General features: G+C 57.1%; 11 protein-coding genes. 8 read left to right on the top strand and 3 right to left on the bottom strand.

Translation table 11 applies throughout. The features are described from left to right. Positions 1–152 precede the first annotated feature (152 nt). The 7 genes from AC3ISI_RS17255 to AC3ISI_RS17225 all read left to right on the top strand — a co-directional run bounded on the left by AC3ISI_RS17255 (position 153) and on the right by AC3ISI_RS17225 (position 10,279). Positions 153–4,910 carry an RHS repeat-associated core domain-containing protein gene (locus AC3ISI_RS17255; RefSeq protein ID WP_489333019.1) on the top strand — a complete coding sequence of 1,586 codons (4,758 nt, stop codon included), beginning with the start codon at positions 153–155 and terminating at the stop codon, positions 4,908–4,910. A gap of 8 nt (positions 4,911–4,918) precedes the next feature. Then, entirely contained in the window at positions 4,919–5,329 is a 411-nt protein-coding gene (locus AC3ISI_RS17250) for a hypothetical protein (protein WP_489333018.1), read from the top strand. A gap of 94 nt (positions 5,330–5,423) precedes the next feature. Next, complete coding sequence (locus tag AC3ISI_RS17245; RefSeq protein WP_489333017.1) at positions 5,424–5,702, top strand: contact-dependent growth inhibition system immunity protein; 279 nt, start codon at positions 5,424–5,426, stop codon at positions 5,700–5,702. A gap of 933 nt (positions 5,703–6,635) precedes the next feature. Further along, positions 6,636–6,959, top strand: a complete 324-nt coding sequence (locus AC3ISI_RS17240; RefSeq protein ID WP_489333016.1) for a hypothetical protein — start codon at positions 6,636–6,638, stop codon at positions 6,957–6,959. Positions 6,960–7,726: 767 nt separating this feature from the next. Beyond that, a complete protein-coding gene (locus tag AC3ISI_RS17235; RefSeq protein ID WP_452625868.1) occupies positions 7,727–7,942 on the top strand; it encodes a TOBE domain-containing protein in 216 nt (71 codons plus the stop codon). 74 nt (positions 7,943–8,016) lie between these two features. Further along, positions 8,017–9,036: an ABC transporter substrate-binding protein gene (locus AC3ISI_RS17230; RefSeq protein WP_489333015.1), complete on the top strand. Its 1,020-nt coding sequence runs from the start codon at positions 8,017–8,019 to the stop codon at positions 9,034–9,036. A gap of 16 nt (positions 9,037–9,052) precedes the next feature. Then, positions 9,053–10,279 (top strand): RtcB family protein, encoded by a 1,227-nt coding sequence (locus tag AC3ISI_RS17225; protein ID WP_489337741.1) that lies wholly within the window; start codon positions 9,053–9,055, stop codon positions 10,277–10,279. A 61-nt stretch (positions 10,280–10,340) separates the two neighbouring features. Here the strand turns inward: AC3ISI_RS17225 and AC3ISI_RS17220 are convergent, their stop codons facing one another. From AC3ISI_RS17220 to AC3ISI_RS17210, 3 genes are all read right to left on the bottom strand, one after another. Then, positions 10,341–10,754, bottom strand: a complete 414-nt coding sequence (locus tag AC3ISI_RS17220; protein WP_489333014.1) for a VOC family protein — start codon at positions 10,752–10,754, stop codon at positions 10,341–10,343. Between the two features lie 183 nt (positions 10,755–10,937). Next, complete coding sequence (locus AC3ISI_RS17215; RefSeq protein ID WP_489333013.1) at positions 10,938–11,540, bottom strand: TetR/AcrR family transcriptional regulator; 603 nt, start codon at positions 11,538–11,540, stop codon at positions 10,938–10,940. Then, complete coding sequence (locus tag AC3ISI_RS17210) at positions 11,527–12,378, bottom strand: 3-hydroxybutyryl-CoA dehydrogenase (RefSeq protein WP_489333012.1); 852 nt, start codon at positions 12,376–12,378, stop codon at positions 11,527–11,529. Before AC3ISI_RS17210 ends, AC3ISI_RS17215 begins: the two co-directional genes overlap by 14 nt. 166 nt (positions 12,379–12,544) lie before the next feature. Here AC3ISI_RS17210 and AC3ISI_RS17205 point away from each other — a divergent pair, with 166 nt between their 5' ends. Next, a complete protein-coding gene (locus AC3ISI_RS17205; protein WP_489333011.1) occupies positions 12,545–13,564 on the top strand; it encodes an AraC family transcriptional regulator in 1,020 nt (339 codons plus the stop codon). Positions 13,565–13,567: the final 3 nt, after the last annotated feature.

Genomic DNA, 13,567 nt, shown 5'->3' with positions numbered 1-13,567 from the left:
TTTTTAAGGACTTTCCCTACAGTCATCACCTCCTTCTCTGACTTCTTTCCTGACTGATCCCCTGCAAAGTCTCGCGCGCCCCATTTTCTGCGCGAGGGATTGCTCATGTTCGACCCGATTTTCCACTCCACTTCCTGCCGTTTGGTGCGTTGATGACCCACATCGCCCGCATCGAGCAGGAACTCGACCATTTTCCGGACACCCTTTCTCTCTACCGCGAACAGCTAAAACACTGGTTTAGCCGGGCGACAGACCAGGCCAGTCGTGCGGCTGATGTGCCGTCGCTGATGGGCATGGAGCGGCTGATCAAACTCGGTAACACGACGACGGCGGTGAGCAGTGGCGACGACGATTTTTTATCCAGTGTTACGCAGTGTCCGGACGGCGGGATTCTGGAAATTGAGAGCAAATTTGAGTCGGTTTATGACATTCCGTTGGGGAACATTTCGGTTGATGTGATTGCCAGGGATGGCGGCGAGAGCAAGTCGGTCAAGCTCGATGAAAACGGTAAAGGGCAGTTCGTAGGGATACCCGGCAAGTTCTATCGAGTTCATGTTCAGAGCGAAGTAACCCCGAAGCAAATTGAGGCGCTTTTTTCCTCCTATGACGGCCTGACCAAGGAACTGGACGGCTGGCTGCGCGGTGAGTGGGCAGGGTTTAAACCGCAGTGGTCGCAGTCGACCTTTACGGCCGCCGGTAACGGAATGCTCGCGGGAAGTTGGAAGGCGATTGTAGGGGTGTGGGACAGCATCAGCCTGTTCTCGGACATCCTTCAGGATCCCCGCAAGTTCGCTGAACGGTTGGGCAGTGGTGCTGGCGAGCTGGAAAAGCTGGCAGAAAAATTTCCGGCCACGATGGCAAAAGTCCAGCTGCTGGTCAGTGACGAAGCGGCGCTGTGTTTACTGCTACGCACCGCCAGCCTCTGGCTGGACATGCTGCCACCGAGCGAGATCGCCGGTAAAACGGCCGAAGCGGTTTCAACGGCAGTAGTGCAGCTGCTCATCGACATTCTGATCGGGATTGTCCTGACCTTCGCCGGTGCGGGGGCGGGCATTGCCTACCTGGGGATGCGTCTTGCGAACTACGGTGCCCGGATCGTCGACGCGGTTCTGGGTTTCGTCAAAGCGATCTTCACGATCATCAACGGCTTCATTTCTTACGTCGACCGCTACAAAACGGTCGCTGCCCGCGGCGTCGCGGCCGGCCTGAAAAAAGGCCGCTTGCAACTGCGCTGGGATGCCAAACGCAACACCACCCTCAAGCAAAACGAACACCACGACAACGTCCCGGATCAGGCGAAAAACCCCAACGGCGACAGCGCCGATTCCGCTAACAAAACCGCCACCAACAAATGCCCGGTGTCGATGGTCACCGGCGAAGAACTGCTGACCCTCACCGACGGCTCGCTGGACGGCGTCCTGCCGTTCGACTTCACCCGGCTCTATCGCACCAGCGCCGCCGAGATCGACTGCGGCCTCGGGTTTGGCTGGAGCCATTCGCTCTCTCATCGCCTGGAGATCGACGGCGACCGCGTCATCTGGATCGACCACGAAAACCGCCGTACCCCATTCCCGTTGCCGTCCGCTGAACGCCCGGCGATCCATAACAGCCTGTCGCGCGCCGCGATTTATCTCGGGGCTGAACCCGAAGAACTGATCCTCGCCCAGGCCGGCGACGACGCACGGTTTTATCACTTTCACCACGGTCGACTGACGGCGATCAGCGACGCTTACGACAATCGCCTGCGCATCACCCGCGACCGCCAGGAGCGCATTCAGCGCCTCGACAACGGCGCCGGCCGCGCCTTGCTGTTGCGCTATGAGCGCAGCCATGTGGTCGCCATCGACTACCAGATTTTTGTCCCGGCGCCGACCCTCGAAGCGTGCTGGAAGACTGAGCAAACCCTGGTCAGTTACGCCTACGACGAACGCGCACAACTGATCGAAGCGAGCAACGCCGCCGGCGAAAGCGAGCGCTACGACTACGACGACCAGCACGTCATCCTCCAGCGACAACTGGCCGGTGGGGCGAGTTTCTTTTGGGCGTGGGAACGCTCCGGCAAAGCCGCACGCTGCATCCGCCACTGGGCCTCGTTTGCGCAGATGGACGCGCGTTATGTCTGGGATGACGCCGGCCGTGTCACCGTGCACAACGTCGACGGCAGCGAAGAGGTTTACGTCCACGACGAGCGCGCGCGGCTGGTGCGCAAGGTCGAACTGGATGGCGGTGAACAGCTCAAGGCGTACGACGATGATGGTCGGCTGGTGGCCGAACAGGATCCGCTCGGCGCCGTCACCGAATACCGCTATGACGAAGTCGGACGCCTGGTGGCGCTGATTCCGCCGGCAGACGAGCCGACGGCCTACGAGTACCGCAACGGTTTCCTGCACACCCGTTATCGCGGCAAAGCGGTGTGGACCTGGCAGCGCAATGCCCAGGGGGATGTCACCGAAGCGACCGATCCCGATGGCCAGATCACCCATTACCACTACGACGCCAAAGGTCAGCTGCTGTCGATCCGTTATCCGGACACCAGTCGGCATGTGTTTGTCTGGAACGCATTGGGGCAGTTGCTTGAGGAAACGCTGCCGGGCGGTGGTGTGCGGCGGTTTTCCTACGATGCACGGGGGCGGCAGCTTACCCGTCAGGACGAACATGGCGCGGTCACCCAGTCGCAATGGGACGCCGTTGGCCGACTGATCCAGACGATTCTTCCTACCGGTGCCAGTCGCGCCTACAGCTACAACGCCTACGGAAAAATCACCGCCGAACGCGACGAACTCGGCCGCGTCACGCGCTACGAATACCTCGACGACCTGCACCTGGTCAGCCGCCGCCTCAATGCCGACGGCACCCAGTTGAAGTACCGCTACGACAACGCGCAACTGTTGCTCACGGAAATCGAAAACGAATCCGGCGAACAATATCGGCTGGACTACACGCCGGGCGGCTTGATCCGACAGGAAACCGGCTTCGACGGCCAACGCACCGCGTACGCCTACGACCTCAAGGGTCAACTGCTGGAAAAAACCGACTTCGGCGCTGACGGCTCGCAGCTGATCACCGCTTACGAGCGGGATGCGGTGGGGCGGTTGCTGGTCAAGACCCTGCCCGAAGGCACCCAGGTCGAATACCGCTACGACAGCCTCGGCCGGCTGGTCAGCGTCGACGACGGCCACGACCATCCGCTGGAATTCGAATACGACTTACAGAACCGGCTGATCACCGAACATCAGGGCTGGGGCACGCTGCGTTATGGCTACGACGCCTGCGGCCAACTCAATCGCCTGCGCCTGCCGGACGGCAGCAAACTCGACTACCACCACGCCAAGGGTGGCGCACTGACCGCCATCGACCTCAACGGCGCGCGGCTCACCAGCCACCAATTTACCTTCGGTCGCGAACAACAACGCCAGCAAGGCCAATTGCTTAGCGACTATGCCTACGACGATCAGGGCCGCCTGCAGGCTCATGCCGTCAGCCAACAGCAACAACCGCTGTACCGCCGCGACTATGCCTACAGCGCCAACGGCAATCTCGACCGCATCGCCGACACCCGCCACGGCCAGCGCAACTACGCCTACGACCCGCTCAACCGCCTGACCCGCGTCCGCCACAGCCGCGACGACCCACCGGAAAGCTTCGCCCACGACCCGGCCGGTAACCTGCTGATGCAGGACCGCCCCGGTGCCGCAACCGTCAAAGGTAACCGCCTGCTCCTACAAGGCGACCGCCATTACGACTACGACGCCTTCGGCAACCTGATCCGCGAACGTCGTGGCACCGCACAAAAACTCGTCACCGACTACCGCTACGACTGCCAACACCGCTTGATCGGCGTCACCACCCCGGATGGCCGCTGCGCCAGTTACCGCTACGACGCCTTCGGCCGCCGCATCGCCAAAACCGTCGACGGCCACACCACCGAATTTTTTTGGCAAGGCGACAACCTCGTCGCCGAAAGCGGCCGCGAACACTACCGCAGCTACGTCTACGAACCCGGCAGCTTCCGCCCGCTGGCCATGCTCGACGGCAAAGGCCCGCGCAAGGCCTGCCCGTTTTACTACCAACTCGACCACCTCGGCACGCCGCAGGAACTCACCGATTTTGGGGGCGAGGTTGTCTGGTCGGCGCAGTACAACGCTTACGGCAAGGTCACGCACCTGACGCTGGGCGGGGGCGAGCAGCTTGAGCAGCCGTTGCGGTTTCAAGGGCAGTATTTCGATGCCGAGAGCGGTCTGCACTACAACCGGCATCGGTACTATGATCCGCAGGTTGGTCGGTATCTGACGCCGGACCCGATCAAGTTGGCGGGTGGGCTGAACCAGTACCAGTACACGCCGAATCCGACGGGGTGGGTTGATCCGTTGGGGTTGAGCGGGAATTGCCCGCTGTCGGATAAGCCTGGGTGTCAGGCGCCGGATGATACGACTGGCGTTAGGGTTGATGAGGGTGAGCCAGCGTTACCAAAGCCTAAGTTAAGTGCTCAGGAGCTTGCCGAGAAAGAAGTTAGACGGTTGGATAAAAACCAGGGCATGCATATGGTGGGGAAACATAGCCCAGCGGTACCAGATGCCAAATGGAAGCAGCGAGCTATAGATGGTACGGATCCGATGACTGGTAGAAGACCCTGGCACCAACGTGGCAATCCAAGCTCCAGATTTAGCAGTTGGGAGTTGATGCTCGATGCTTACACTCTTGCAACAACGAGGACTGAGCGAGGGTTATCTCGATTTACGGGGACGGACGGGGAGGGAAATAACATCGTTAGAATGAGGCTTCCGGGTGCCGGGGAGGGATATGTGCCAAACACTAGGTCAAAGGAAAATCCGAGGCTTATTCAATTGGACGGCTTTGAAATGAAATTTAATGATGCTGGCGTTCCATTTACGTTATATCCGATCAAGTGAGGAAGATTATGTTTATTGATCCTGATACTCAGCAGCCATATATGCCGACACCTTCATATTTTTTGGGTTGTTTCGATATTTATGATCGTGAGCATACTCTTGGAGAGGAACTGGAAAAATTCGATCCGAATGATCCAGCGGACAGAGAAGAGTTAATACTCAAGTATTGCTTGATTAGAAATCGCACATATCGACACCGATTTTTACTTTATAAATGCTTAGAAGAGGCGCTTCAGGACAAAAGCTACGATTTTCAGTCGCTACTGAAATATGACCCAGAGGCTTACTCCTCATTCCCCTGTGGGTGGGATGAAATGGAAAATACAAGAGTTTTTTTTGAAGACATTTTTCGCTTAGCAACTGTGGAGTGGAAAGACGACCTTCAAAAAGCCAGTCTTGAAGATCAATCCACTTGGTAGAAGCCGTTTCTGAGCGGTAGAGAAATTTTCGGGCAGCGTCGTCGGTGAATAAGTCCATCCCCTTTTTTCCTGTACTTACAGGGTATGCAGAATAATGAGTACAAGATTTCCGGCACTGTTCCAGTTTTTGGCTGGCTATTTCCACGAAGATTGGTGCTGTGATCACACGTCAGAAGATGATGTCGTCCGGGCGTTCGTTGCGGAATCATCTCTGAAACGGATTTCTCAAGTGAAGGATGAGTTGCATGGGATGTTGCGAACTATCCAGAGCGAAGAGGAGTTACAGACGTTTTTGTTTGAAGAAATAGGAAGTGCCTACTACTACCCCTATGCGTGGCCCTCAGGAAAAGCTTGGTTGGAGCATGTTTTTTGACATGCTCTAGAAAGTGCCTTACTTAATTCACGGCACGCATGTCATGGGTATGTGTAGAAAAATAAATCCGTCCCCTTTGTCAAGTATATTTTGCTGCCAGCTTCGACGGTGCTGTTATAGAGCAACAAATAAATCCGTCCCCTTTTTTCCAGTCCCCTTTTTTCCAAATCTACTCGCTTTGATGATGTCGACCACGATTTTGGATATGAGTACCGTGGTTATAACTACGACATACTGAACGAAGAGGATGTGTTTCTGATCAGAATTTACGATGACGAACCCGGACAGGCAACGGTAGTACGTCCGACTACAATGTCTAAAAACGGTAGCCTTAGAAAGCTTGTTGAGTTCTTACAATACGAGCTAGGAGTGTCCAAGATCTATCTCTACAAAGGCGATTTGGGGAGCTACGCCGAGATAGATCTTGCTTGGCATTCTGCTTTGTCTGAAGTCGGCGGAAAGAAAGTGGTAGGCGTTTTTACACACTCTGGGCCGAATTCTGTCGTTGCTGAGCGGCAGCTATAGGTTGTGGATTCAACAGGTGGCGAAATCAAGTCAAGCTTCAGTTAAGCCTTTCGCCACCTTTGCTTTTTTAAGCGAAATTTCCGGGCAAGGTCATCGGAAGTTTCCTTCAACTCGTATCGGTTTCCATGAACTGGTTGGAAATGAATTCCATCGATAGTCTCTGGTGGTCACTGAAAATTCAGTGGCAGGGTGTAGGAACCCTTCAAGACTAGAGAGGACGCTCCGGCGTCGACACCTGGATTGCGGCCGTCAACATGCGTCCGTAAGATCAGTTGCGGCGGCTGTGCGCGGGCACGCTTCGGTGTGGTCGAGTTCTCTGGTCTCGATATTCCTACCCCGTGCATAGCTGCCACCTAAGCCTGTAGGAAGGCCGATGGTAGCGACCGTTCACTACCAGAGGTTTCAATAATGAAAAATCTTCACCCCGACCCACCCTACGAAAAACCAATCCCCCATCCCAACAACCGCTTCATGGCCCTCACCAGCAACTGCACCGACATGCCCACGCTGTTCGTCGATACCCACGCGCCGCTCGATGTTTTATACGACGCTGCCAACTATCGAATTCGCGCCGTCACGCAGGTGCTGGAAAACATGTCGATGCGCGGTTCGCTCGAGTGTGAGTCGTTCATCCTTAGTGATTTTGCGTTGCTGTGCGCCATTCCGTTGCGGGATGGGTGTGATGTGCTGGATGTGATTGGGCGGCGGTTGCGGGCACGGCCTTCGGAGTAACGCCGCTGAAAGATCGTTCCCACGCTCCGCGTGGAAATGCAGCCCCTGACGCTCTGCGTCAAATCGGTGCACGGCTCGACGCCGGCGGTGTGGCTGGAACGCGGAGCGTCCCTGGAGGCATTCCCACGCGGAGCGTGGGAACGATCATTGGCTTGTCTTTTTGCGCACCAAACAAGTGCGCAATAGATGGCCGCCAGCTTGTGCGTGCCACTTCTTGGTGCGCAAAAACACTCGGAACTAGTAAGCCGGAACCTGTCCGAGGTGGTTGTCCTGCACGCAAGCCATCAGGTGCAGTGGAATATGCGGTGGTTCTTCCAGGGAGGAGACGTCGATGCTACCCACAATTTGAACGTGCCGCTCAATCAATCCGGTCGACTCTTGTACTTGTGTTTTAGCCATTCTCGCGTGGTTCGCTGCGATTTCACTGAGGGTTGACACGTTAAATCTCCGGGTGACTCACCAAGCGTTTCGCTGGGGTCCTTAATTATTAATTTGATTGTTGCCGCGTCAGAATTACGTCGTTCCCGTGCGGCTACGACCGGCCTGTGCAATCCCCGCGCCAGACACTTTGAGCATTTGCGTCCAGGGTTTTCCCATGCGACGAATGGTTGTAGTGCACCCAAATCTGACAATGGCATGACGGTTTTATATTCAAAAAAGGAATAAATAGATAATTATTTATTCCTTTTGTTGTTTGTGCAGGTGGTGCACTTTGAAGGCCTGCGCATCCGCACGGATACGCCCGCCATCAGACAGGAAGCCTCATCATGACCATCAAAGCGATCAACGTCCGTAATCAGTTCAAAGGCGTCATCAAGGAAATCGTCCAAGGCGACGTGGTGTCCGAAATCGACGTGCAAACCGCCTCTGGAATCGTCACTTCAGTGATTACTACCCGCTCAGTGCGCGACCTTGAGTTGAAAGTGGGCAGCGAAGTGATTGCCTTCGTCAAATCCACCGAGGTCTCCATCGCCAAGCTCTAAAGCCGCCGGTTTGTCATCAACGATCAGCGGCCTCGGCCGCTTTTTTTCGGCGTCCCCGTTACATTGAGGTTTTCATGACGACACCTTTCAAGCGCAGCGCATTGACCTTGTTGGCCACTTCCGTGGCGGCGCTGGGTGCGTTACTCAGCCCCGTGGTTCAGGCCGAAGGCAAAATCAGCATCGCCCAGCAATTTGGTATCGGTTACCTGATTCTGGATGTGGTGCGCGATCAGCAGCTGATCGAGAAGCATGGCAAGGAGCAGGGCCTCGACATCAAGGTCGACTGGAACAGCATCTCGGGTGCCACCGCAATGAATGAAGCGTTGCTGGCCGGTGCGCTGGATGTGGTGTCGGCAGGCGTGCCGCCGATGTTGACGATCTGGGACCGAACCAAGGGCAAACAAAACGTCAAGGCCATCGCTTCGTTGGGGTCGATGCCCAATTACCTGCTGACCAATAATCCGAATGTGAAAAGCCTCAAGGACTTCACCCAAAAGGATCGCATCGCGGTGCCGGCGGCGGGTGTCGGTTTCCAGTCGCGCACCTTGCAGATCGAAACGGCCAAGCAGTTTGGCGCGGACAATTTCAAAAAGTTTGATGACATCTCGATCAGCCTGGCCCATCCCGATGCGACGTCGGCGCTGATTGCTGGTGGTTCGGAGATCAACTCACATTTTTCCAGCCCGCCGTTCCAGTACCAGGAACTGCAAAGTCCCAACGTGCACAAGGTTCTGAGTTCTTACGACGTACTGGGTGGCCAGGCCACATTCAACGTGCTGTACACCACTGAAAAATTCCACGACGAAAACCCGAAAACCTACAAGGCGTTTTATGCGGCGCTGGCCGAGGCCGAGCAAATCATCAAGGCCGATAAGTCGGCGGCGGCCCAGACCTATATCCGCGTGGAGCAATCGAAACTATCCTTACCCTTGGTTGAGACAATCGTCGCCGACCCCGAAATCGACTTTACCGTAGTGCCGCAGCGAACCTATATCTACGCCGAGCAATTGCAGGCGTTAGGTGTGCTGAAAAACAAGGCTGACAGTTGGAAAGATTACTTCTTCGAGGAAGCACATGGCGGTGCAGGCAGTTGAGAAAAAATCGGACATCATGCAAACACCGACCTACCAACTACTGGAGGTCGCCAACGGCAAACCGATCAAACTCTGGACCGAAGGCGTCCCGGTAGAAAACGAAGCCAGGCAGCAGTTGATCAACACCGCGAAGATGCCGTTCATCTTCAAACACCTGGCGGTGATGCCTGACGTGCACCTGGGAAAGGGCTCCACCATTGGCAGTGTGATTCCGACCGTGGGCGCGATCATTCCGGCTGCCGTCGGGGTCGACATTGGCTGCGGCATGATCGCCGCTTGCACCACACTGACGGCGGCTGATTTACCCGACAACCTCCACGGTTTGCGCTGCGCCATCGAAAAAGCGGTGCCCCACGGCCGCACGATGGGGCGTGGCATCCGGGACAAGGGTGCCTGGGACAGCGTTCCGAAACAGGCTGATCAGGCCTGGGCCGCATTGGATACACGGTTCAAGAAGATCACCGCCAAGTACCCAAAACTCGCCAACACCAACAGTCGCGTGCACTTGGGCACGTTGGGCAGCGGCAACCATTTCATTGAGGTGTGCCTGGATGAGACCAACCGGGTCTGGTTCATGCTGCACAGTGGTTCCCGTGGTGTCGGCAATGCCATTGGCAACCTGTTCATTCAACTGGCTCAGGCCGACATGCGCCAGCACCTCGCTAATCTGCCGGACCGTGACCTGGCCTACTTTAACGAAGGCAGCCGCCACTTCAATGACTACGTTGAAGCGGTGGGCTGGGCCCAGGACTTCGCCAGGCAGAACCGTGCGTTGATGATGCAGTCCGTGATTCAAGCGACACGCAAAGTGATCAGAAAACCCTTTGAGGTGGCGCTGGAGGCAGTGAACTGCCACCACAATTACGTGCAAAAAGAACGGCACTTTGGTCAGGACATACTCGTCACCCGCAAGGGCGCGGTGTCGGCGAAGAAGGGCGAGTTGGGGATTATTCCGGGATCGATGGGCGCGAAAAGCTTCATCGTCCGTGGGCTCGGCAACGAGCAGTCGTTCTGTTCCTGCAGCCACGGCGCCGGCCGCACCATGAGTCGCACCAAGGCGAAAAGCCTGTTCACCGTCGAAGACCAGATCCGCGCCACCGCCCACGTCGAATGCCGCAAAGATGCGGCGGTCATCGATGAAATCCCGATGGCCTACAAGGACATTGATGACGTTATGCACGCCCAGCGCGAACTGGTGGAAGTGCTGCACACGCTGCGTCAGGTGGTGTGCGTCAAGGGCTGAGCCCTTCGCCAACAATAGAAAGCCCAGTCTGTTCAGGCTGGGCTTTTCAGGCCTGACACTGTCACTGATCCTTCTCGCAATTGACCATCCACGACACACCAAACCGATCCACCAACATGCCGAATCGCGCCGCCCAAAACGTCTGTTCCAGTGGCATTTGCACGGTGCCGTCTTCCGACAAGGCAGTGAAGACCCGTTCCGCTTCCGCGATGCTGTCGACATTCAGTGAAACCGAAAAACCGGCCATATCATCGACAGGACGATCCGGTGTGGTGTCGGACCCCATGATGGCCTGGTCTCCCACGACGAGGCGGGTGTGAATGATCAGGTTGTGAAGATCCGTCGGCACGTGTTCGCCGGCCGGGGTTTCGCCAAAGGTCATCATGGCTTCGATTTTGCCAGGCAAGCTTTGGGCATAGAAGGTGAAGGCCGCTTTGCAGTTGCCGTTGAAGATCAGGTAGGGATTGATTTTCATGATTTGCTCCCGGTAACGAAGGAAGCCGAACGAGTTTGAGTTAACCGCCAGCTCCGAAATGATTGGACGTCATTAGCAAAGCGTTAGAGGGAGTGATAGGCAAAATTTGTTTAGATGTTTTTTCTATTGATGCGCTGCGTTTTATGGCCTCGAGCGCGGTAGACCCGACATTGCGTCAGGTCTTCAGGCCACAGCGCGTGGTGCCGACGGCCGCAGCAGGCGCTCAATGGCCCCGCTCACCAGATTCTCCAGCAGCTCATCACGCTCATGTTCGTTCAGCGAATGTTGCATCAGCCAACCAGGGGCGCTGTTGAGCAAGTTGGCGATGGCGTGCGCTGTGGCACGTTGCGCCTGTTCACCGACCCGGGGTTTGGTACCGATCATCAGCAGCAATCGCTGTTCGTATTGCTCGCGCAATTGCCGGACGCGCGCTTGTTGCTCGTCATTGAGGCAACCGGCGTCACGCTCCGCCAGGCGAAAATGCCAAGGCATTTCCCGGTGCAGATTCAAGTGCGCACGGATCAGGCTTTGCAGTTTGTCGCGTTTGGCCGGGCCTTTTTGATCGAGGCGACCCAGGGTCGCCAGCAGTTCTTCGTAGAACTCCTCGATCAGGTCCAGCAGCAAGTGCTGCTTGCTCGGGTAATGGTGATACAACGAGCCCGAGGAAAGCCCCAGGCACGCGGCCAGCTCACGCATGCCGACCTGACCGAAACCCTTGCTGGAGAACAACTCCAGCACTTTGTCCCGATACTCGGAAAAGCGTGAGCAACGTTCAGGCATAGGCATAGAATCCACGTCCTGTTTTGCGCCCCAGATAGCCAGCGGCGACCATCTCCTTGAGCAGTGGAGCCGGGCGGTATTTGCTGTCGTTAAAGCCGTCGTGGAAGGCTTCCATAATGGCCAGCAGGGTATCCAGACCGATCAGGTCCGCCAGGGCCAGCGGGCCGATCGGCTGATTGCAGCCCAGACGCATGCCGGCGTCGATGTCTTCGGCACTGGCCAGACCTTCCTGAAACACCAGAACCGCTTCGTTGATCATCGGTACCAGAATCCGGTTGACCACGAAACCCGGGCGGTTGCCCGCGGTGATCGCGGTTTTGCCCAAAGTTGTCGCCATGTCCAGGGCGAGGGCGTGCGTGCTGTCGCTGGTTTGCAGGCCGCGAATCACTTCAATCAGGCCCATCACCGGCACCGGGTTGAAGAAGTGCAGGCCGATGAAACGCTCAGGCTGGCTGACGCTGGCGGCGAGTTGGGTAATCGACAGCGACGACGTGTTGGAGGCAATCACGCACTCGGCACTGACCTGCGCGGCAATTTGTTGCAGCACGCGCAGTTTCAAGTCGAGGTTTTCGGTGGCCGCTTCGATCACCAGTTGCGCGTTCTGCAGGCTATCGTATTGGGTGCTGGTGCGAATCTTGTCGAGGGCTACGTTTTTCTGCTCCTCGGTCAACGTTGCCTTGGCGACCTGGCGATCGAGGTTTTTGCTGACGGTTGTCAGGGCTTTTTGCAGGGCGCTGTCGGAGATGTCGATCAGGGTCACGTTGAAGCCGGCCAGCGCACAAACCTGCGCAATGCCGTTGCCCATGGTGCCTGCGCCGATCACGCCAATGTTTTGCAGATTCATGTTGCCGTCCTTCCACTCATACCTTGCGATACCTTGGCCGTCGTAACGGTCGAAGGCGTACTATTGGCCGCGAGTCTAGAACCGGCCGGTCAGTTGTCCTATGCCGCAACTGTTCAACGGTGCTGGTGTTTTTTGCCATTCAAGTGTCAGGGAGCGAAACGTTCACATGCGGGAAAACGACTCGGTTGCCGTTTATTTCGTGCAAGCCATGATCCACGCGCTGGAAGGAGATTCGCAGCGCCTGAAGGCTGTGCTGGAACTGGCCGGTATCGACCCGGCGTTGATGTCTGAGCCCACGGCGCGGGTGGCGGCCAGTGCGTTTGCCGAGCTGTGGCTGATTCAGATCCGCGAGTTGAACGATGAGTTTTTCCGCCTCGACTCCCACGGCATGCCGCCGGGCAGCTTCGCCTTGATCTGCCGCGCCTTGATTCAGGAGCCCGACCTGCACAAAGCCATGCGCCAGTGCCTGGCCAATTTCGGTCTGTTCCTGCGCGACTTCCGCGGCACCCTGACCGTGCGCGGCAAGCGCGCATTCATCAGCCTGGACACCCACGCGCAAAACGACGACGTCAGCCGTTTTGGCGAAGAGACGTTCCTGGTGCTGATGATCAGCCTGCTGTGCTGGCTCGGCGGACGACGCATTCCCATCGACCGCGCGGACTTCCGTCATGAACGCGTGTCCCTCAGCGATGACCGTCTGTTGTGGGGCCCCAACCTGACCTTCGGCGCCGAGCGCACCGAAATCGAATTCGCCAGCCACTACCTGCGCCTGCCAGTGGTGCAAGACCTGGCCTCACTGAAAGTATTCCTGCGCACGGCCCCGCAATGGCTGGTGATCCGCTTCCGCAACCAGCATGGCCTGGCCTCGCAAGTCCACCAGCGCCTGCGCAACAGCGACTACAGCGAATGGCCGACGTTGCAGGACTTCGCCCTCGAGCAACACCTGAGCCCCAGCACTTTCCGCCGCAAACTGGAGCGCGAAGGCTGCTCGTATCAGGAGATCAAGGACGAGGTTCGGCGCGGCGTGGCCTTTGAGCAATTGCGCCAGAGCAAGGCGAGCATCAGTGATATTGCTGAACGGCTAGGCTTTCAGGAACCGAGTGCGTTCCATCGGGCGTTCAAGAAATGGACAGGGGAGAGCCCGGGGCGGTATCGGGCGCGGTTTCAGGTGGAGTGTTCGGGGTGATCC

It is taken from the genome of Pseudomonas sp. GL_139_B, from assembly GCF_057834475.1.
The sequence above is the reverse complement of the archived record's forward strand: the minus strand, read 5'-3'. Positions and strand labels throughout refer to the sequence as shown.